Source organism: Sphingobacterium sp. GQ94 (genome assembly GCF_059758715.1).
The window spans coordinates 102,100-122,590 of the sequence record NZ_JCAXEC010000010.1 but is presented as its reverse complement, the minus strand read 5'-3'; the positions used below and the strand labels follow the sequence as shown (position 1 = coordinate 122,590).

Here is a 20,491-nt window from a genome sequence, read left to right as displayed (position 1 = left end):
AAAGATTCGGTCAAAAAAATGAAAAACGAAATCCTCCAACAATTTTCGCTTAAAAATTACAACACTTTTGGCATAAATGTCTCTGCTTCAAGCTTTGTAAATATTGAGAAAGAAGAGACATTAAATGAATTATTCGAGAAAAAGAAATTTGAATCTAAATTCTTTATTTTGGGTGGAGGAAGTAATATATTGTTTACAAAAGACTACACTGGTCTAATAGTACATATGGCAAACAAAGGAATTCATCATTTTATTGAAGGAAACCATGTCTTTGTTACTTCAGCTGCTGGTGAAATATGGAATGATTTGGTTTGGTATTGCATTAATTATGACTTCTCTGGGTTAGAAAATATGGCGTTAATACCAGGATCTGTAGGCGCATCACCTGTTCAAAATATTGGAGCGTATGGACAAGAATTAATGCACATTTTGTTTACTTGTAGAGCATTTGATACGCAATCAGGTGAATTTGTAACTTTTAAAAATGAAGAATGTGAGTTCTCTTACAGAGATAGTATTTTTAAAAAGAAATATAGCGGCCGGTTTATTATTACTAGTGTGACGTATAAACTTCCCCTTAAAAACCAGATCAATACTAGCTATGGGGCAATAGAAACAGAACTGAGTAAAAGAGGGATTACTGCACCTACAATTAAAGATATTGCCGAAGTAGTTTCTAGTATACGAGTTGAAAAATTGCCTGACCCATCAACCGTTGGTAATGCAGGAAGTTTTTTTAAAAATCCTATAGTTCCAATGGATCAACTTTTAGAGTTACAGGTTAACTTTCCAGAAATTGTTTATTATAAAATTAGTGATGATTTAGTCAAACTTGCGGCAGGTTGGTTAATAGAAATCGCAGGTTGGAAAGGAAGGCAAGTTGGCGAGGTAAAAGTGTGGAAAAATCAAGCTTTAGTACTCACAAATTTAGGAAAAGCTACTGGAAATGAAATATTTAAAGTATCGTCTACTATTGTGGACGATGTCTATAGAATGTTTGGAGTGACATTAGAACGAGAAGTTAACATTCTTTAAAAGTTTTCCACATTTTCGTCTACGAAATATTCTTTTTATTATTAAACAATAAACTTTGTTTATCAAGTCGCTGACCAAGTTTCTCATCCTTTCAGCTTTTTACTGTAGCGACATTTACAATTCAAATCTTCTTAAAATCTCATTATTTCTTTTTTTTTTGCACAACAATTGCTTTAGTATTATAAGAAAATGTGTTAAACTATTTGACACTTAGCAGATTTTAGTCTGCGATCCGAAAAAGTATCCTTTAACTATACTATAATCGAAAGTCGTATGAACAAGTTTGAATTCAATTCATTAGTCGTAAAACATTCAGATTCACTAAAAAGTTACGCAAGAAACTTCACCCGTGATCAAGACGATGCAAATGATCTAGTACAAGACACACTATTAAAAGCTGTTACTTATTTCAAGAACTTTAAAGACGGTACAAACTTAAAAGGATGGCTATATACCATCATGAAAAATACTTTTATAAATAATTATCGTCGTATTGTAAAAACAAACTCATTTATCACCAAGGAAGAGGAAATTTCACAAACAAATTTGGTCGTTTCTGCCACAAAAAACAAGGGAGAGAATAAGTTCGTTATGGAAGACATCAATAATGCTTTATTAAAGTTATCTGATGAATATTATATTCCCTTTACGATGTACTTCGAGGGTTATAAGTACCATGAAATCTCCGATCATTTACAAATTCCAATTGGAACAGTAAAAACTAGAATTCATGTAGCTAGAAAGTCAATGAAAAAAACCCTGACAGCCTATAGTCTAAGTTTAGAATAATTAAACGACTAGTCCTGAAAAAATGCATTTTTTCAGGACTAGTCGTTTAATTATTCAGAAATAAAGAGGAATTGATAGATTTTAAAACTTATCAAATTTCAAATTTCGATAACGTAACAAATTCTTGAATACGATCAGAAATTTCTTTATGAGTTAATGTTTGTAGCTTTTCTGTTCCAAATTTTTCAACACAAAAAGATGCCAATGCTGAACCAAAAATTATAGCATTTTTCATATTTGTGAAGTTTATTGATTGAAGTTTAGCTAAATATCCTATAAAGCCTCCTGCAAATGAGTCCCCTGCGCCTGTCGGGTCAAAAACATCCGCCAAAGGAAGTGCTGGAGCCGAAAACACCTGGCCCTCTCCAAATAATAATGCACCGTGTTCTCCTTTTTTAATAATTAAATACTTAGGCCCCATTTTTAAAATCTTCGAGGCGGCTTTTACTAAAGAATACTCTCCAGAAAGTTGTCGAGCTTCTGCATCGTTTATGGTTAAGACATCCACCTTTTTCAAAACATCCAATAATTCATCCATTGCTACATCCATCCAAAAGTTCATTGTATCCAATACAACTAGTTTTGGTTTATTCTTCAGCCGTTCCAGTGTTGCGCTTTGTACTGCTGGCGTTAAATTACCTAATAATAAGTATTCGCAATCTTGATAAGAATCGGGTAGTTTAGGATCAAAATCTGACAGGACATTTAATTCTGTAACCAGGGTATCCCGACTATTCATATCATTATGATATTTACCAGACCAGAAAAAAGATTTTCCACCAGGAATAATCTCGATCCCTTCTATGGATATTCCTTTTGATTTTAAAATATTTAAATTCTCCTCACCAAAATCTTCTCCAATTACAGAGACTAATTTTACTTCCGGATAAAGATAAGAAGCCGCTAAACCAGCGAAAGTGGCTGCCCCCCCAACAATTTTATCTGTTTTCCCAAATGGTGTTTCAATAGCATCAAACGCTACTGTTCCTACGATTACTAGACTCATGGATATTTTTTTTATAAAAAACAAGCCGGCATCTTGGCCGGCTTATTCAAATTTTTGCTCCTGAAGCTGGGCTCGAACCAGCGACCCTCTGATTAACAGTCAGATGCTCTAACCAACTGAGCTATTCAGGAATCATTTAAATGACTATTGTCATCCTTAAAGTGCTACAAAAGTACGTTTTTAAAAATTCATTCACAAAAAATAAATGAAAAAAAAAACACCTAAAATTCAGCATCCGTCTTTCCTATTTTTACAGTTAGAAAGCAGAATTCCTACCCCCATTCCTTAAAATAACGATATACCCCTCTCTTTCATTAATTTACAATTTAACTAGGATAGGTTTTATCTGAATATGACATCCTTCAAATAACAATAAATAGTTTTTGTCCCTTTTTTATGAATATATATAGCATGCTTAACCTCATTTTAACTGAAAAAAAACTAAGCATTTACCAATTCAGGCTGAAGTTGTTCAAGAAAACCTTTCAAGAAAGGCAATTCGACAATTTCGTTTTCGTCGAGTATTTTCCCATTGAATGACACGACATCAAGATCTATAATTCTCGCTGCATTTTTATCCTTTGACCGAACCCTTCCCATTATTGCCTCTATTTGCTTCAATTCCATTTTCAATCGCATAAAGGGTAAATTAGTATGTAATAAAACCGCACAATTTAAAAAATCCTCTTGGTTTTCATTTTTTAAAGGTTTTGTCTTAAGAAAATTTGTTCTATTCTCAATAATTCCAATTCTTTGGATGTATTCAAGTGCTTTCAACATATTCTCTTCCGAACGGATATTTGAACCCATTGAGATTAGAGAAACATTATAACGGTCCTTACTTGAAATTTTCACCAATACATTATCTGCGAATCTTATTGCATAGGGTTTTTCAACTTTTATCTCAACATCTTGAATATCAGTACTAAAATTAATGACAGTTTGATATAATTTTTCTGCTAAAGTTTCAATAAGATGAAAAGATTGGTTATCAACAATTTTAATTATATCCTTGGTTAAGCTCTTGTAATTTACTGCATATTCTACTTCATCATTCTGTGAAGCATATGTTGCGTCATATTTAAAAGAAAATGAAATAATTAAATCTTGAAGCTTCTCTTTTTCCCAATCAATAAATCCAATGTAAGAACGCAAACGCAAATTTTCCACTTGAATGGTCATCAATTTTGCAGAAGAAATGGAAATTTTATTCATAGCTTTAGTATATAAATGGATTAATGTGATAAATGTTCTCCCCCATCAACATAAATAATTTGACCAGTCACAAAGTCATTTTCGAGCAGAAACTGAACTGTCCTCTGAATATCTAGCAGATTTCCTATTTTCTGCATGGGGATACCCGAAGCTAAATTTAATAAATATTGTTCGTCTTTATCATATGGCGGCAGAATCAATCCTGGGCAAATTGCATTTACCCTCACATTTGGTGCTAATTGTAAAGCTGCAATTTTTGTAAATTCGCCTAGAAGTTTCTTACTTAAAATATAATCCAAATGTTTTGTTCGGTCCTTTTTTATTTTAGTATCCAAGAGGTTAATAATAGACCCTCTATTAAAAATCCGGGCAAACGCTTTGGTTAAAAGATACGCTCCCTCAAAATTACTTTTAATTTGCCTAGTCAGAATTTCATTCCCTATCTCTCCAAGATCTGATAGCACAAAGTCAGATGCATTATTTATCAAAACATCTAGTATAATTCCCCTGGTTTTCAAATCATAAAATAACTGATCAAAATCGTTTACCTCTAAAAAGTCAAATTGCACTAATTCTACCTTAACTCCAAATGATTCTATATTCTGTTTTAATAATTCTGCTTTGTTCAGAGAACTACGAAAGTGTAAAACTAGGTTATAACCCATTTCAGCAAGTTGCAGCGCAATTGCCTTGCCGATACGGTCTGCGCCCCCAGTTACTAAAGCATATTTATTCGATTCGATCATATTTTAGATTTTAGTCAATTCAGTAGTTATGGATACATTTTTAAGACAGTGGCCTTATTCATTAAGAAATGACATTCAAATAGTCAAAACCAATTTACCATTTTTCTCTAGCTCCTTACGATAGTAATGAAAGAAGTTATTTTGCCACCCACTCTAGTTATTAAGATTCCTATATACAAAGAATTGTTCAGAGAGATAAAATCCATCCCTCCCTTACTTTGATATTGGCGGGTTATTTAACTAACTACCAGTATACACCGTTAGAGTATGAATGTAGCCAACAAGTTACAGTTTATGAAAAATTAACGAATAAATTGAACTCCAATTGCGTTTAACACAACAAACTGATTAAAACAATACTTTTAAAAAGAAAGGAAAGTAGAAAAATCATTTGGAATGATAAAGATTATAATGGTATTTTTTTATGTTAATTAAAAAAAGGCTATTTTTCTTTACGAAAAACAGCCTTTTTTTGCTCCTGAAGCTGGGCTCGAACCAGCGACCCTCTGATTAACAGTCAGATGCTCTAACCAACTGAGCTATTCAGGAATTTTCCATCCTTATCGTTTGGTGATGCAATTATCGGAAGTTTAAAGGAATTGTCCAAATATTTTTAAGCAATTTTTCGCAAGTTATTCAGAACCAATAAGAATAATTAAAACAAGACATCGTGGAGAATTAAAGTTGCGAAGGAAAAATAAATTACAAGACCAGTAACATCGACTATGGTAGATACAAATGGCGCTGATGAACTTGCCGGATCTGCACCACATCTCCTAAGAATAAAAGGTAACATAGAACCTATTAAGGAACCCCATAGCACCACACCGACTAATGAAATTCCAATTGCTGCACCGTACAAATACCAAGCATCACCATAGGAAGTTAAAAATGCTTCTTCAGCTGCAATACGTACGAAACCAAGTACACCTAGAATAATACCCAAAAAAGATCCCGATAGGATTTCTCTTTTCATAACCATCCACCAGTCTCGAAGTGTGACCTCTCCCATAGCCATAGCCTGAATAATTAGGGTTGATGCTTGAGAGCCTGAATTACCGCCACTAGACATGATTACAGGCATCAATAAGACTAAAATCGTTGATAGCTGAGACTCGTAATGCTTAAGGACATTAAAGGTCAGCAGTTGACCTAAGAACAAGACAATAAGCCATCCTGCTCTTTTTTTTACTAAATGAAATATCGAAACATCCAAATATGGTTCATCTAAAGCTTCTGTACCACCAATACGTTGCATATCCTCTGAATACTCTTCGTTGGCAACCCACAAAATGTCATCAATGGTAACAATACCCAACATTATGTCTTTATCATCAACTACCGGAAGAGCAACACGGTTGTTCATCCTAAAAATTGTCACAGCCTCTTCTTGAGGATCATTAGCTTTAAGTGAAATCAATCGATTATCAATTAAATCGGCAACGATTTTCTCGGGTTCTGCCAATAAAACATCTTTAATTCGAACGTCGTCGATCAGCTTTCCGTCTGAATCAATTACATACAACACATCAATAGTTTCCGAAGCTCCACCATATCGCCTGATATGATCCAACACCCTGACCATTGTCCATTGTTCTTTTACAGTGATATAATCAGGGGTCATCAAGCGTCCAACGGAATCTTCTGGATATCCAAGCAGAGATAAGGCTTCTTTTCTTTCTTCAGGTGTAAGATAGATTATCAGTCGTTTTACAACGTCTCCGGTTAGTTCACTAAAAAAAGATGTACGATCATCAGGAGGCATCTCATTTAAGAGCTCTCGAATCTTCGTTGCGGATAGTTTTTTAAATATTCTTTCCTGGGTTGGAAAGTCTAATATTCTGAAAACATTTACAGCCCTTTTCAGGCTCAAGGTTTCTAAAAACAAGGGGCCAAATTCTGGAAGTTCATCAATCAGCTCCTCCACATCTGAGATGTTAAGTTCGTTTAAATAATCGGCGAGTTCGGCCAAATTATCTCGATCTATCAACTGCTCAACATCTGCCACCATTGTTGCTAATTCTTCCATACCTCTCCTTTATTTTTTCAATCTTACATTGGTCCAAAAAATCGTTTGTGCAAAAATCGTTTTTTAATTCTAAATAATATAATAATTTTTTTTGACTTATTTGTCTTGCTTAATTTTCAAGATCCTCCAACGTGAGACAATCAAAAACAAAGACAATTTGTCATCTCTCATTTTTAAAACAAAAAAATATTTTATAAAGCGACAAAAACACAAACAAGTCAATAAACATTGACATACATGATTGATCATTTAATAACCATTTCTATATATGATCTTAATAGAATATAAGCCTAATTTTAGAATTAACCATCCTAAATTTCATTCGCCTTTCGCAAAATGTAAATTTCATAATGATAGGTGTCCATTAGCTTGTAACCCAAAAATAGAATCCTTGAATAATTAGACTTTTTAGAGTACATTTACAAATGTAAGAATAACGATAAATTAACATCACATTGACGAGAATTAACCCCTTTATATCTTAAAAAATCCAATTTTTCACCAATAGTAAATTATTTATAATATACTATTAATCAATAAATAAATAACATTTAATAAAATTAATAATTCAATTAAAATCCACTATTACAACTAAAATAATTAGTAAATGACAATATTAGGGCATAAAATTAGATTTAAATTATTAATAATCAATATAATAGCATTATCTATATCAACTGTATATTTACCATCGGTCAACGCGCAAATTTATGACGCCGATCAACCCTCACCCAGGGTTGTTTGGAAACAAATTAACAGAGAAAATTTTCAACTTATTTTCCCTAAAGAATTTGAAAATTCAGCTATACTTCTCTCCTATCAAATCGACAGTTTAATCAAGTTTTCAAGCAGAGATTTACAAATTAAGCCGAGAAAAATTTCGATCATTTTTCAAGAGAATCACATAATTCAAAATGGTTATGCACAACTTGCACCTCGAAAAGTTGAAGCATATTCAACACCAGGACCTGCGAGCGATAATGTAGAATGGTTACCAAATCTAATCCAACATGAATTACGACACGTTGCTCAATTTGACAAATTGACAGGAAAAATTAAAGGTCCTTTATTCGAACAATTGGCCCTTGCGTTGTTTGGTTTACATGTTCCAGCATGGTATTTTGAAGGTGATGCTGTTTCAATTGAGACGCAATTTTCTTCCGGAGGGAGAGGACGCAGCCCTTCTTGGATTATGCCAATACGAACCAATATCTTGTCAGGCAATTCGTATTCATTCAATAAAAACATTTTAGGTTCATTTAAGGATTTAACCCCATCTTATTATTTAACAGGATACGTTATGAACACGTACCTAACAAACCACTATGGATATTCAGTAAAAGAAAAAATATTGGAAAGGATGAGAAAGCATTTGTTGAGACCTTTCAATTTCAATCAAGCGTTAAAAAAACAAACAGGATTAAGTACAAGAAAATTATATCAAGCTAGTCTTCATGAACTAGATTCTCTTTGGACTTCCGAAGAAATTAAGCACGCCCCATTTCTGATTCACGTCGAAAAGGAACGATATCCAACCAGCTATTTTTTGCCTCAAACGAATCAATCTAACGATGTATTTGCTTTAGTCCAATCAACTATGAATACCCCACAAATAAGAAAAATTTCAGAATCAAAAAAGGAATTCTTAATAAATATAGGGTATCAATTAACACCATATTTTGACCTGGGCGACCGATATATTGTGTGGGACGAAATTAGAAAAGATGCTAGATTCGGAAAACAAACCTATAATATTATTAGACTTTTAGACCTTGAGACGAATAATACAAGAACAATTTCTAAAAAATCTCGTTTTTACAGCCCTGTAATCGCCTCAAAGTCTCAAAAGGTGTATGTGGTCCAAATAGATAAAAACAACTGCTCTAGTCTCGTATATATTGATATAAATTCTACAAAAAGCTCGAAAATATTGCAAATGCCATTAGGCATTTTGTTGCAACAACCCAGTTTGAACTCGGATGAAACAAAACTCATCACCATAGCAATCAGCAAAAAAGGGACAAATCTCATCGAAATTGACTTGAATTCATCCACGTGGAAAGCCTTATTACCTTGGTCAAATCAACAATTTGAAAGACCAATTTACAGCGGTGAAGATATTATATTCAAAGCTCATTTTAATCGAATTGATAACCTATATAAATTCTCTCGAGTTAAAAACACTATATTTCAATTATCAAATTCAGCTTACGGTGCCTTTTACCCAAGCATAGCGAACGACTCAACCTTATATTATAATGAATATCAACATGATGGTTATAAACCAGCTCAACTTAGCCTAAAATCGCCTAATTTCGGTCCAATTATCTTTCAAAAGAATGTGCCATCATTATTAGATAAGCAGTTACCAAAATCCAAGACACTAACGCTTGATTCAATATCAGAGCCTGTAAAAGTTAAAGATTATAGTCCAATAAGCGATTTTTTTAATTTCCATAGCCTTAGCTTAAGTTCAAATAACTTTGAAAGCTTTGACAATTATAAACCCGGAGTGTTCTGGCTTGCCAATGATTTATTGAATACTTCTCAATTAAAATTAGGGTATCAATACGATTTGGATCTAGATAAGAACATAATTTCAGCAGAGCTTATTTATCAGCGGTACTATCCAAAATTCGTTGTTGCCTATCAAAACCGAGGTCAGATTGGTTATGCGAAAAAACAAAATTCACAAAACGAATATTCAAAATTCGATTTCAGGGAACACTATTACTCTTTTGAAATGCAAATTCCTCTTACTATTTATAGAGGTAATACAATCTACAGCTATGGTATTAACTTTGGTACATCTTATCAAAAAAGATACAATTTAAGCCTTTCAACTTTGCAAGGTTTTAAGGAGGAAATTAAGTTTCCATTAAATTATCAAATTTATTTCAACAGGAACAATCAAAAAAGTCAAATGGATTTAATTCCAACTTGGGGTCAAAACATCAACCTTGTGTATAGACATGTCCCATTTGAAAACACGCTTAATGGAACTTTATTTGCTGTGAAAACCAATTTTTATTTTCCAGGGTTCTTTTTGAATCATGGTCTACAATTAAGGGTATCATATCAAAAATCGGATGGTCGATATAATAATTCTTACGATATCCCTATGGTTAGTGGATATGCACATATCGAATCCCCAATAGTTAAAAATACCCTTTTAATGAACTATAGATTTCCGATTACTTATCCCGATTGGTCGATCGGCTCCCTAGCATTCATCAAGCGTCTTCATGGTTATATCTTTGCGGATTACCAAAACCTACATGAAAGCAACATAGGTCCTACATCATTTGGAATTGGAATTTCAGCAGATTTTAATTTATTTCGGTATAAACTTCCAAATTTTGGAATAGGCACAAAGCTAACCTACATTAATCATCCTAGCGCGAGAGGAAAAATCATCCCTAGTTTTAGCTTCGATTATAGCTACTAAGACAAAAGTGAACCGAGACAAACGAAACATCCCCTTAAACGAGATGAAAAAATCTTATTTAAGGGGATGTTATATGGTTACTAAGATTTTTAATCTTCTAAAATAGCCTTTACCCCAGGAAGTGTCTTTCCTTCCATATATTCAAGTAAAGCTCCGCCCCCGGTACTCACATAACTCACATGTTCAGTCATTCCAAATTTAGATACCGCAGCAGCTGAATCACCACCACCAATTAAAGAAAAAGCACCTCGCTCGGTTGCAGCTACGACTGCGTTTGCAACAGCCCGAGTTCCTGTTTCGAAAGTTTCCATCTCAAATACTCCCATTGGTCCATTCCATAACAATGTATTTGATGCCCCTATCACTTCAGCAAAATGCTCAGCAGATTCCTTTCCTATATCCAACCCCTGTTTATCCGCTGGAATTTGATCATTAGGACCATCGTATACATTCGCGTCATTCGCAAAACGATCAGCTATCTGTGCATCAGTAGGTAACACAAGATTCACACCCTTTTCTTCAGCTTTCTTCACCAACTCATTGGCCAAATCCAATTTATCAAGTTCAACCAAAGAATTACCTATTTCTCCACCTCTTGCTTTGACAAAAGTGTAAGCCATTCCCCCACCAATTATCAAATTATCAACTTTGTTTAACAAGGCATCTATTAACTCCAACTTATCAGAAACTTTAGCACCTCCCATGATTGCGGTAAACGGGCGCTCAGGGTGGTTTAAAATCTTTTCTGCATTATCAATTTCCTTAGCCATTAAATAGCCAAAAAACTTGTTCTGAGGAAAATATTTTGCAATAATGGCCGTAGAAGCATGTGCCCTATGGGCTGTACCAAATGCATCATTTATGTATACGTCTCCTAAATCTGCCAATTGTTTTGCAAAATCGCTATCTCCCTTTTCTTCCTCTTTATAGAATCTAAGATTTTCTAATAATAAAATTTCCCCCGCTTGTAATTCACCTGCTTTCTGCACAGCTTGCTCACCAATGCAATCATCAGCAAATTTAACATCGAGGTTCAACACATTTGATAAATGATCTACAATGTGCTTTAATGAAAATTTATCAGTTGGTCCATCTTTTGGCCGTCCTAAATGAGACATGAGTATAATTGACCCTCCATCTTTTAAGATTTTTTTGATTGTTGGAAGGGCTCCCTGTATTCTGTTATCATCTGTAATGTTAAAGTTCTCATCTAAAGGAACATTGAAATCGACTCTGATCAATGCTTTTTTCCCTTTAAAATTTAAATCGTCTATAGTTTTCATATTTTTTTATTTCGGGTTGATTTTCGCGCTTAAAGATATAAAAAAGGCGTTGATTCAGAAATGTAAATCGGTGTCTTTTTATGTTTAATGTATTTCAACTAGGTAAGGAATTCTTGCTTGAACTCCACTTTGTTTCGAAATCTTTTTTAATTCAGTCAAATATTTCAAATAATCACCAATCTGATCTTCTAATAGCCATATTTTTAATTCCTCCTTTGAGGTCGAAAAAAACATGGAGAATGGATCTTCTTCCCTTGGATATTCAGATACCCTATATTGATCCAAATTCGCTTTCTTTGCCGCAGAAACAATTGCCTGATCCAAACTAGCAACACGATCAACCAATTTTAATTTCACGGCCTGTTCACCTGTCCAAACTCTCCCTTGCCCCACACTATCTACATAGGAAATATCCAAGCCCCTACCGTCAGCAACTCGTTTTAAGAAAACTTTATAAATGCGGTCCACCCCACTTTGAATGATGTTTTTTTCCTCTTCCGATAAGGCTCGATCAAGATCTACATCCATATCTGCAAATTTTGCTGTTTTAACTGCATCAAAATGAATACCTAATTTGTTGTTAAACAGATTTTTAAAACTTGGTATAACACCGAAGACGCCAATTGATCCAGTTAGTGTTGTTGGGTCAGCAAATATGGAATCGGCTGCGGCAGCAATATAGTATCCCCCAGAGGCCGCATAATCGCCCATTGAGACAACAATTGGTTTTACTTTTTTTGTCAGTTCGACTTCTCTCCAAATCGACTCTGAAGCGAGTGCCGAGCCTCCAGGAGAATTAACTCTCAATACAATAGCCTTTACTCGATCATCTGTCCGGAGGTCTCGGAGTTCTTTCGAAAACTTATCTCCTCCTATCTGACTGATCTCTCCCTCTCCATCTACAATCTCACCATAAGCATATAAAACTGCTACGCGTTCTCCAGAATATTCCCCAGACTTTTCTTTTCCATTGTAATTCAATAATGATATTACAGGAATATCCTTTTCCTGTTCGATAGCTAATTTCTCTTTGATTATAGTTAACACTTGATCCTTGTAATAGAGTTCATCTATAAATCCTAGCTTTTTTGCGTTTTCAGGTTCTTGCAAAAGATAATTTTCGGCGATATGTCTTAAACTATCCTTATCAATATTCCGAGATTGAGATATATCTCCTAAAAAGGTATTGTATATACTTCCTAGATAAGAGTTCACCTGCTCTTTATTAGCCTCACTCATATCATTCCTAATAAAAGGTTCCACTGCACTTTTATAAGTGCCAACTTTTATAATTTGCATCTCAACACCAAGTTTATCTAGGGCTTCCTTATAAAACATAACTGCAGTAGCAAGGCCTCTGAAATCCATCGTACCTTGAGGATGAAGATAAATTTGATCAGCTGTTGAATTAATATAATAACTCTTTTGAGTCATAACATCGCTATAGGAAATTATAAATTTATCACTGTTTTTAAAATCAATAAGCGCCTCCCGAATTGCCTTTAAACTAGCAAAACCAGAATTAACTCCTTTAACATTTAGGAAGATTCCTTTGATTTTATCATCAGATTTCGCCGCTCTTATTTTCGATATAATATCATTCAAACCCAAGCTTTCCGTAGAAGAAATGCCTGGAAAGTCAATTCCCTTAAATGGATTTGGCTCCGTTTTTTCAGTAATTACATGATCCAAATCAATGGTTAAAACGGCATTCATTGGAGTAACTGTTTCAGTTTTATCACTGACTGAGCCAACCATTATTCCTATTGCAATGGAAAATAAGATTATTACTAAAACGGAACTAATTACAACTCCTGTAATAGTAGCAAGAACATACTTAAAGAATGATTTCATGGATCTAATTGTTATAATATAAGGTAAAAATAAACTATTATTCTGATTATCATGAACAATTACTATATTAACTACATGAATTTAGTATATCTATTAACAGGGGCTAATTTAGGTGAACCTTTGCAACAACTTCAAAAAGCAATACAATATATTGAGGAAAAAATAGGAAAAATAGAAATAGCCTCTAGCATTTTCGAATCTGAAGCTTGGGGAATTGTAGATCAACCAGTGTTTTTAAATCAAGTTTTAGCTATTAAATCAGAACTAAATGCAGATAAGATTTTAGAGAAAATCGTAGAAATCGAAACTATTTTGGGACGCGAGCGGAAAGAGAAATGGGGATCACGAGTAATCGATATTGATATATTATATTTTAACAAAGAAATTATTGACACAAAAGATCTTAAAATTCCACATCCGTATATCCATAAAAGAAATTTCACTTTAATCCCATTAGTAGAAATTTCTCCCGATTACATTCATCCCATATTGAATAAATCAAATGCTCAGCTCTTGAAGGAATCCGTTGATCATCTGCAGGTAAGACCACTTGATAAGTATTAGAGCCCATAATGGTTTTATACAAAAAAATATTAGTCGAGTGAGTTTATATTTTTTTGTGAAAAATGAAATTTAGAAAAAATTAAATACAATAATAATACAATTGGAAGGGCGAGAAAATTTAATAAGACTAGTAAGATGCCACTAAAAATAAGAAACATATACTTAAATTTATTTTCGGACCAGCCTAAAGAGCTTAATTTCATTGAAAATAATTTCATTTCTGAAACCAAAAGAACACTAGAGAAAATTGTGATCAGAGACAATATCCATGGATTCAAAAGATAAGAATATTGTTGGACAATAAAAGGAAGGGAAATAATCACAAAGGTATTCATTGGTGTATTAACACCTATAAAATCTGTTGATTGTCTTGAATCAATATTGAATTTAGCTAATCTTAACGCAGAAAAAACGGTCACTAAAAATCCAAGGTATGGTAAATATTGATTTGAAGTAGAATCTTTTAGCAACATAAACATAATGACACCAGGGAGGAACCCGAAACTAACAACATCGGCCAACGAATCTAACTCTTTCCCAATAAGCGATTTTACATGCAGTAATCTAGCTGACATTCCATCGAAAAAATCAAATATACCTGAGGCCAATACACAATAAAATGCACTTAAATAATCGCCATTAAGAGCCATTAAGACACCTATACAGCCACTAAATAAGTTAAGAGAGGTGATAGTGTTTGGGATGTATTTCTTCATAAATCAAAAGCCATCTTCTTATAGGAAGATGGCTAAAATTATCAAATTCTTATGGCTTTTTAACTATTCATGCTAATTAAAAATTCCAAATTAGATTTAGTACCGCGCATTTGAGTGAGCAAAAATTCCATTGCTTCTTGAGAATTCATATCAGCTAGATGATTTCTTAAAACCCATAAACGCTGCAATTCTTCCTTATCAACCAATAAATCGTCTCGTCTCGTGCTTGATGCTGTCAAATCAATTGCAGGGAAAACACGTTTATTAGATAGTTTACGATCTAATTGAAGTTCCATATTACCAGTACCCTTAAATTCCTCAAAGATAACTTCATCCATCTTGGAACCGGTTTCAGTCAGAGCTGTTGCTAATATTGTTAATGAACCACCATTTTCAATATTTCTAGCAGCACCAAAGAAACGTTTTGGTTTGTGTAATGCATTGGCGTCAACACCCCCAGAAAGAATTTTCCCAGAAGCAGGAGCTACTGTATTATAAGCTCTTGCTAATCTAGTAATTGAATCTAACAAGATTACTACATCATGTCCACACTCAACCATTCGTTTAGCTTTTTCCAATACAATATTTGCAATTTTCACGTGTCTATCTGCAGGTTCATCAAAAGTAGATGATACAACCTCAGCTCGAACAGACCTTGCCATATCGGTAACCTCCTCAGGACGTTCATCAATTAATAATATAATTAGATAAACCTCTGGATGGTTTTTAGCGATTGCATTTGCTACTTCTTTCAGCAAGTTAGTTTTACCTGTTTTAGGTTGAGCCACAATCAGCCCGCGTTGTCCCTTACCAATTGGAGTAAATAAATCCATGATTCGCGTGGAATAATTCCCAGCACCTAGATCAAGATTTAATTTTTCATCAGGGAAAAGTGGTGTCAAGTAATCGAATGGCACTCTGTCTCGCACCTCAGCGGGATCTTGTCCATTAATAGCTTCCACTCGAACTAATGGAAAATATTTTTCACCTTCTTTAGGTGGACGAATTGACCCTCGGACATTATCTCCAGTTTTTAGCCCAAATAATTTGATTTGAGATTGGGAAACGTAGATATCGTCAGGAGATGTTAAATAATTATAATCAGAAGATCTTAAGAAACCATAACCATCGGCCATTATTTCTAATACACCTTCATTTACTATCACATTATCAAAATCAGAAGATGTGGAAGATTTTTGAGTTGGTTCTGGCGTAAGCACAGTTTTTTGAGTTGCAACTTGTTCGATTTCAGAAGTAGAAACCGGAGCGGTTTCAACTTTTGGCAAATCATCATCATCAGAAATTCGCTTTCTTCCCAAAGCTACAGGCTCAGCTACTTTCAAGGTGCGAACCCTTTTTCGTGGCCTTTCCGAAGACTCCTCATCATTTACAGGATCCGATTGATCATTATCTTTTTGTGCCTCTTTTGCTATTTCAGAAATTTTGTCAATCAATTCCTGCTTTCTTAGCTTTTCGGCGTCAGCAATACCCAGAACTTTCGCAATCTCGCGTAATTCAGACACGAGTTTCGTATTCAATTCATTAATATCCATTAATTTTAATTATGATTTTTAAGGATTTTTACTTTTTTGAAATTGTATCAATCAGTTTCAATTATATAATAATTGCTTGAGCTAGGTAACTATTAATTTTTAATGTGATTTCTTCCTAGCTTTTTGAAAGACAAATTAAGAACTGCCACAAAGAAAAATATAAGAAATGTAAATTCAAAAGAAAAGTAACATTTTTTTTTAAATTTAACAAAATTTAGGAATAAATTAAGGTAGTAAATTGTTTTAGCACTCTATTTTAATCCGGATAAATCAAAAAAAAATTCTTTATTTGTAATTGCAAATTGTAAAGCTATATCTATTTTTTATGAATAATAAACAAACAAGTACAAACTACCCAGCACTTTACACCTTAATCGTCGTGTTTTTTTTCTGGGGATTCATTGCAGCAGGTAATAGTGTTTTCATACCTTTCTGCAAAAATTACTTCCACCTTGACCAATTCCAGTCCCAATTAATTGATTTTGCCTTTTATTCAGCATATTACGTTGGTGCATTACTATTATTTATTTTTGGTACTATCTCAGGAAAGGATTTAGTCGGGAAATGGGGATACAAAAGGAGTATCGTATATGGGCTTCTTTTCTCCGCACTAGGTGCTGCAGCGATGATAATAGCGGTCGAAGTAAACGTTTATATAGGAATGCTTATTGGGTTGTTTATTGTTGCCTTAGGTTTTTCTCTTCAACAGACTGCTGCTAACCCGTTCGCTGTTATCCTTGGAGATCCAAAAACAGGAGCTTCACGAGTTAACTTGGGCGGAGGTATTAACTCTCTGGGGACGACAATTGGCCCTTTAATCGTCGGTTTCGCGTTATTTGGAACCTTTGAAACAATTTCGGATTCTGAGATCGCAAATCTTCCATTAAACAAAGTAGTATACCTTTACGTTGGAGTAGGCCTGCTATTCATTCTTGCGGCAGGATTATTTTATTTTTCCAAAAAGGTTCCAGATGGATATAACCTGGAAAAAATGGAACCGGCAAATAAAGCAAGAACTACATTAATTATAATGACAGTCCTGTTGTTATGTGCTTTCATTCCAGTTTTTACAAGTTACAAATCAGAGGCTGCCCTCCAAATAGAGCATTTAAAAGTTCAAATCGAAGCTTCGAATAGCATTGATCTTATTTCACAATTAAACGAACTTTCGCATAGCTTGGAATTAAAGCGTATGATTTGGTTATTAATAGCATTATTTGTCGTTGTTGGCGGTTTACTTTTCTCTTACAAAAGTGCTCAGAAAAAACCTGAAGGCTGGGGAGCAATGAAATATCCTCAACTTGTCCTAGGCATGTTAGCACTATTTGTTTACGTAGGAATTGAAGTCGCAATAGGAAGTAATTTAGGGGAACTATTAACGCTAGAAGAATTTGGAAGTTTACAATCCTCACAAATAACTCCTTATGTTTCTATGTATTGGGGAGGCATGATGATTGGGAGATGGGCAGGTGCCATTTCTGCTTTTAATTTAACAAAATCAAAAAAACAGATCTTAACCATCATTGTACCATTAGTTGCATTTTCGATCATTATTGGAGTAAATTCTCTGGCTGGATTTGATATGAAAGTATTATATTACTTTGTAATTTGTGTGATTCTTCAAATATTTGCAACATTAATTAGCAAAGAAAAACCAGTACTTACATTGATAATTTTTGGAACATTTGGATTAATTGCCATGTTGATTGGTTTATTCAGTACAGGAACTGTAGCGATATATTCCTTTCTAGCAGGCGGTTTAGCTTGTTCTATAATGTGGGGATCAATCTTTAGTCTTTCAATCGTTGGATTAGGAAAATATACAGAACAAGGTTCAGCTTTTTTAGTCATGATGATATTAGGAGGCGGTATAATTCCTCCTATTCAAGGAAAACTTTCTGATATAATTGGTATTCATAATTCCTATATTATACCTGTTTTAGGTTTCATCTATATTATTTTATTCGCAATACTTGTCAGGAAGTTCTTAATCAAACAAGGAATTAATATCGATCAAGTAGAGGCAGAATCTGCTCATTAGCCATTAGCTAATTGTAATTTATACACTAAGTTATAATTAAAAATTTAACATTGTAAAATCCTCTTAACCAATAAGTTAAGAGGATTGTGTTTTATAAGCAAAGTGTGATTTCTTCGTTTTTTTTCATTAAATCCAATAAAAATTCTTATTTTTATTAATAAATAGCTTATTTTGGGAATTGAAGACAAAAGAAGACCATTGTAAAACGTAAAAACAAGTTACTTTAAAACTAAATTTAAAAATAATGATAATAATTGCAGATGGAGGATCTACAAAAACAAACTGGTGTTTGTTAGATGATTCTAATAAAAAAATCTACTTCAATACCGAAGGGTATAACCCATATTTTGTAGATAGCGATTACATTGTTGCATCCCTTAAAAAAGGACTACCTCAGGATGTACCATTCGAAAAAATCGAAGAGGTGAATTATTATGGAGCTGGTGTACATAACCAAGAGAAAGCTAAAATAGTTGAGGATGCTATTCAAGTGGTGTTCCCTAATGCTAAGGTTGAAGTTGGACATGACCTTTTAGCAGCAGCTCGCGCCCTTTTAGGTACTAATCCAGGTTTTGCTGCAATTTTAGGTACAGGAACTAATTCTTGTATCTATGACGGAAAAAATATTACACATAACATCGATTCAGCTGCATATATTTTAGGTGATGAAGGAAGTGGCAGTTATATTGGAAAAAAATTACTTACTGATTTTATTAGAGGGCTAATGCCAAAAGATGTATCAACAGCATTTTTCGATACGTATAAACTAACTCCTGATGAAATCATGGATAATGTTTATACAAAACCTTTGGCTAATAGATTCTGTGCAAGCTTTAGTAAATTTGTATATGATAACAACGTTAACATACAATATACGCGTAAGATAGTAGATGATGCTTTTGAAGCTTTTTTCTCAAATCTAGTTAGTAAATATCCCGAATATCAAAGCTACACCTTTAACTGCATTGGTTCTGTTGGATACAACTTCAGAAATGTTTTAGAAGATAAGGCAACCCAATATGGCATGAAAGTCGGTAAAATCTTACGTTCGCCAATTGATGATCTTGTACAATTTCACATTCAAAGATCAAAAACTGTAGCTGAATAAGTTTAATTCTCATAAATAGATAAAGCCACGATGAAAGTCATTGTGGCTTTATCTATTTGCATCCAAATTAATTTTTTAAAAAACTATAGTCTCCCCTATTTTGGGTAATACTAAATTCAAATTTGCCTTTTTGAAATTTGCTATTGTTTGTGCTGAATCTATTTGTATTGGAGGAAAGGAATTGTAGTGAATACCTACAATGTTCTGACATTTCATTAAATCAGCCGCAATCATTGCGTCTCCAGAATCCATCGTATAATGTCCACCGATTGGTAAGAAAGCCCAATCCAAGTCATAGGATTCGAGAAGTTTCATTTCCATGGTTAGGGCCGTATCGCCTGCAAAATAAATAGTTTTTCCGTTGAAAAAAAACACAAAACCTACCGGCAATCCTCCATATTGACCGTCAGGAGTACTATTGGTATGTAATGCATAAACCATTTTTACTCTTCCAAACGGTAAATTCAAGCTTCCTCCAACATTAAATTCGATTACCTTATCTTCAGGGACACCTTGTTGTCTGACCCATTCAGCAGTTTCAACAACAGTTGCAACAGTCGCTTCGCTTTGATTTTGGATAGCCCACATGTCAGCGACATGATCTTGGTGCCCGTGGCTCAGAAAAATAAAATCGGGTTTTATATCCGAAATGTTAACGTCTTTAGCGATCGGATTACCACTTATAAAAGGGTCAAGTAATATTTTTATTCCTTCAACTTCTATTTGTACACAAGAATGACCAAAATATGTAGCTTTCATGATTATATTATTTATTTACCAAATAAATTACCCAGACCGCCTAAATTACCTAATAAATCTTGAGATGCTGATTGCATTTCTGTTTGACTTATATTCTCGGCTTGAACGATAACTCTGTTCATAGCAACAATCAAAAGCTCCTCTAATTCATTTTTGTCTACATTCTTAAAAAACTCAGAATCAATATAAATTTCCTTAATCTCTTTGTTTGCTGTACAAACAACCCGGATTTTCCCGCCCTCTATCTCACTAGAAACTGAGACATGATCCAACCGAGCTTTAATTTCTTCCGCTTTTTTCTTGGCTTCAAATAATTTATCAAACATAATTTCATTTATTAAAATT

The 20,491-nt window shown here is 33.8% G+C and carries 16 protein-coding genes and 2 tRNA genes; 6 read left to right on the top strand and 12 right to left on the bottom strand.

Features of this window, described 5'->3' with window-relative positions; translation table 11 throughout:
- Positions 1-18 precede the first annotated feature (18 nt).
- Entirely contained in the window at positions 19-1,035 is a 1,017-nt protein-coding gene (murB, locus tag AC6CHH_RS10930; RefSeq protein ID WP_498282722.1) for a UDP-N-acetylmuramate dehydrogenase, read from the top strand.
- Positions 1,036-1,308: 273 nt separating this feature from the next.
- Positions 1,309-1,824, top strand: coding sequence for an RNA polymerase sigma factor (locus AC6CHH_RS10925; RefSeq protein WP_498282720.1), 516 nt, complete (start codon positions 1,309-1,311; stop codon positions 1,822-1,824).
- Positions 1,825-1,915: 91 nt separating this feature from the next.
- On the opposite strand, the gene AC6CHH_RS10920 is transcribed toward AC6CHH_RS10925, so the two are convergent.
- The 6 genes from AC6CHH_RS10920 to mgtE all read right to left on the bottom strand — a co-directional run bounded on the left by AC6CHH_RS10920 (position 1,916) and on the right by mgtE (position 6,820).
- Complete coding sequence (locus tag AC6CHH_RS10920) at positions 1,916-2,830, bottom strand: PfkB family carbohydrate kinase (RefSeq protein ID WP_498282718.1); 915 nt, start codon at positions 2,828-2,830, stop codon at positions 1,916-1,918.
- A 57-nt stretch (positions 2,831-2,887) separates the two neighbouring features.
- Positions 2,888-2,961: transfer RNA gene (locus AC6CHH_RS10915), tRNA-Asn, on the bottom strand.
- A 310-nt stretch (positions 2,962-3,271) separates the two neighbouring features.
- Positions 3,272-4,045 carry a dihydroneopterin aldolase gene (gene folB, locus AC6CHH_RS10910; RefSeq protein WP_498282716.1) on the bottom strand — a complete coding sequence of 258 codons (774 nt, stop codon included), beginning with the start codon at positions 4,043-4,045 and terminating at the stop codon, positions 3,272-3,274.
- A 20-nt stretch (positions 4,046-4,065) separates the two neighbouring features.
- Positions 4,066-4,791, bottom strand: coding sequence for an SDR family oxidoreductase (locus AC6CHH_RS10905; protein ID WP_498282714.1), 726 nt, complete (start codon positions 4,789-4,791; stop codon positions 4,066-4,068).
- A 475-nt stretch (positions 4,792-5,266) separates the two neighbouring features.
- Positions 5,267-5,340, bottom strand: a tRNA-Asn gene (locus AC6CHH_RS10900).
- Between the two features lie 106 nt (positions 5,341-5,446).
- On the bottom strand, positions 5,447-6,820 hold the full coding sequence (gene mgtE / locus AC6CHH_RS10895) for a magnesium transporter (RefSeq protein WP_498282712.1): 1,374 nt from the start codon (positions 6,818-6,820) through the stop codon (positions 5,447-5,449).
- 607 nt (positions 6,821-7,427) lie between these two features.
- Between mgtE and AC6CHH_RS10890 the strand changes: the two genes are divergently transcribed.
- Positions 7,428-10,268, top strand: a complete 2,841-nt coding sequence (locus tag AC6CHH_RS10890) for a hypothetical protein (protein WP_498282710.1) — start codon at positions 7,428-7,430, stop codon at positions 10,266-10,268.
- An 89-nt stretch (positions 10,269-10,357) separates the two neighbouring features.
- Here the strand turns inward: AC6CHH_RS10890 and AC6CHH_RS10885 are convergent, their stop codons facing one another.
- On the bottom strand, positions 10,358-11,551 hold the full coding sequence (locus tag AC6CHH_RS10885) for a phosphoglycerate kinase (RefSeq protein WP_498282708.1): 1,194 nt from the start codon (positions 11,549-11,551) through the stop codon (positions 10,358-10,360).
- Between the two features lie 84 nt (positions 11,552-11,635).
- Positions 11,636-13,405: a signal peptide peptidase SppA gene (gene sppA / locus AC6CHH_RS10880; RefSeq protein WP_498282706.1), complete on the bottom strand. Its 1,770-nt coding sequence runs from the start codon at positions 13,403-13,405 to the stop codon at positions 11,636-11,638.
- 75 nt (positions 13,406-13,480) lie between these two features.
- On the opposite strand from sppA, the gene folK reads away from it, so the two are divergent.
- On the top strand, positions 13,481-13,969 hold the full coding sequence (gene folK, locus AC6CHH_RS10875; RefSeq protein ID WP_498282704.1) for a 2-amino-4-hydroxy-6-hydroxymethyldihydropteridine diphosphokinase: 489 nt from the start codon (positions 13,481-13,483) through the stop codon (positions 13,967-13,969).
- A 29-nt stretch (positions 13,970-13,998) separates the two neighbouring features.
- On the opposite strand, the gene AC6CHH_RS10870 is transcribed toward folK, so the two are convergent.
- Both AC6CHH_RS10870 and rho read right to left on the bottom strand, forming a co-directional pair.
- Positions 13,999-14,685 carry a CDP-alcohol phosphatidyltransferase family protein gene (locus AC6CHH_RS10870; protein ID WP_498282702.1) on the bottom strand — a complete coding sequence of 229 codons (687 nt, stop codon included), beginning with the start codon at positions 14,683-14,685 and terminating at the stop codon, positions 13,999-14,001.
- A 59-nt stretch (positions 14,686-14,744) separates the two neighbouring features.
- The gene (rho, locus tag AC6CHH_RS10865) at positions 14,745-16,238 is read right to left on the bottom strand and encodes a transcription termination factor Rho (RefSeq protein ID WP_498282700.1); all 1,494 of its coding nucleotides are present in this window, start codon (positions 16,236-16,238) and stop codon (positions 14,745-14,747) included.
- A 325-nt stretch (positions 16,239-16,563) separates the two neighbouring features.
- Here rho and AC6CHH_RS10860 point away from each other — a divergent pair, with 325 nt between their 5' ends.
- Both AC6CHH_RS10860 and AC6CHH_RS10855 read left to right on the top strand, forming a co-directional pair.
- Positions 16,564-18,279 (top strand): MFS transporter, encoded by a 1,716-nt coding sequence (locus AC6CHH_RS10860; protein ID WP_498282698.1) that lies wholly within the window; start codon positions 16,564-16,566, stop codon positions 18,277-18,279.
- 244 nt (positions 18,280-18,523) lie between these two features.
- The gene (locus tag AC6CHH_RS10855) at positions 18,524-19,387 is read left to right on the top strand and encodes an N-acetylglucosamine kinase (RefSeq protein ID WP_498282696.1); all 864 of its coding nucleotides are present in this window, start codon (positions 18,524-18,526) and stop codon (positions 19,385-19,387) included.
- A gap of 75 nt (positions 19,388-19,462) precedes the next feature.
- Here the strand turns inward: AC6CHH_RS10855 and AC6CHH_RS10850 are convergent, their stop codons facing one another.
- On the bottom strand, positions 19,463-20,146 hold the full coding sequence (locus tag AC6CHH_RS10850) for a metal-dependent hydrolase (protein WP_498282694.1): 684 nt from the start codon (positions 20,144-20,146) through the stop codon (positions 19,463-19,465).
- Positions 20,147-20,157: 11 nt separating this feature from the next.
- Entirely contained in the window at positions 20,158-20,472 is a 315-nt protein-coding gene (locus tag AC6CHH_RS10845; RefSeq protein WP_498282692.1) for a YbaB/EbfC family nucleoid-associated protein, read from the bottom strand.
- Between the last annotated feature and the right edge of the window lie 19 nt (positions 20,473-20,491).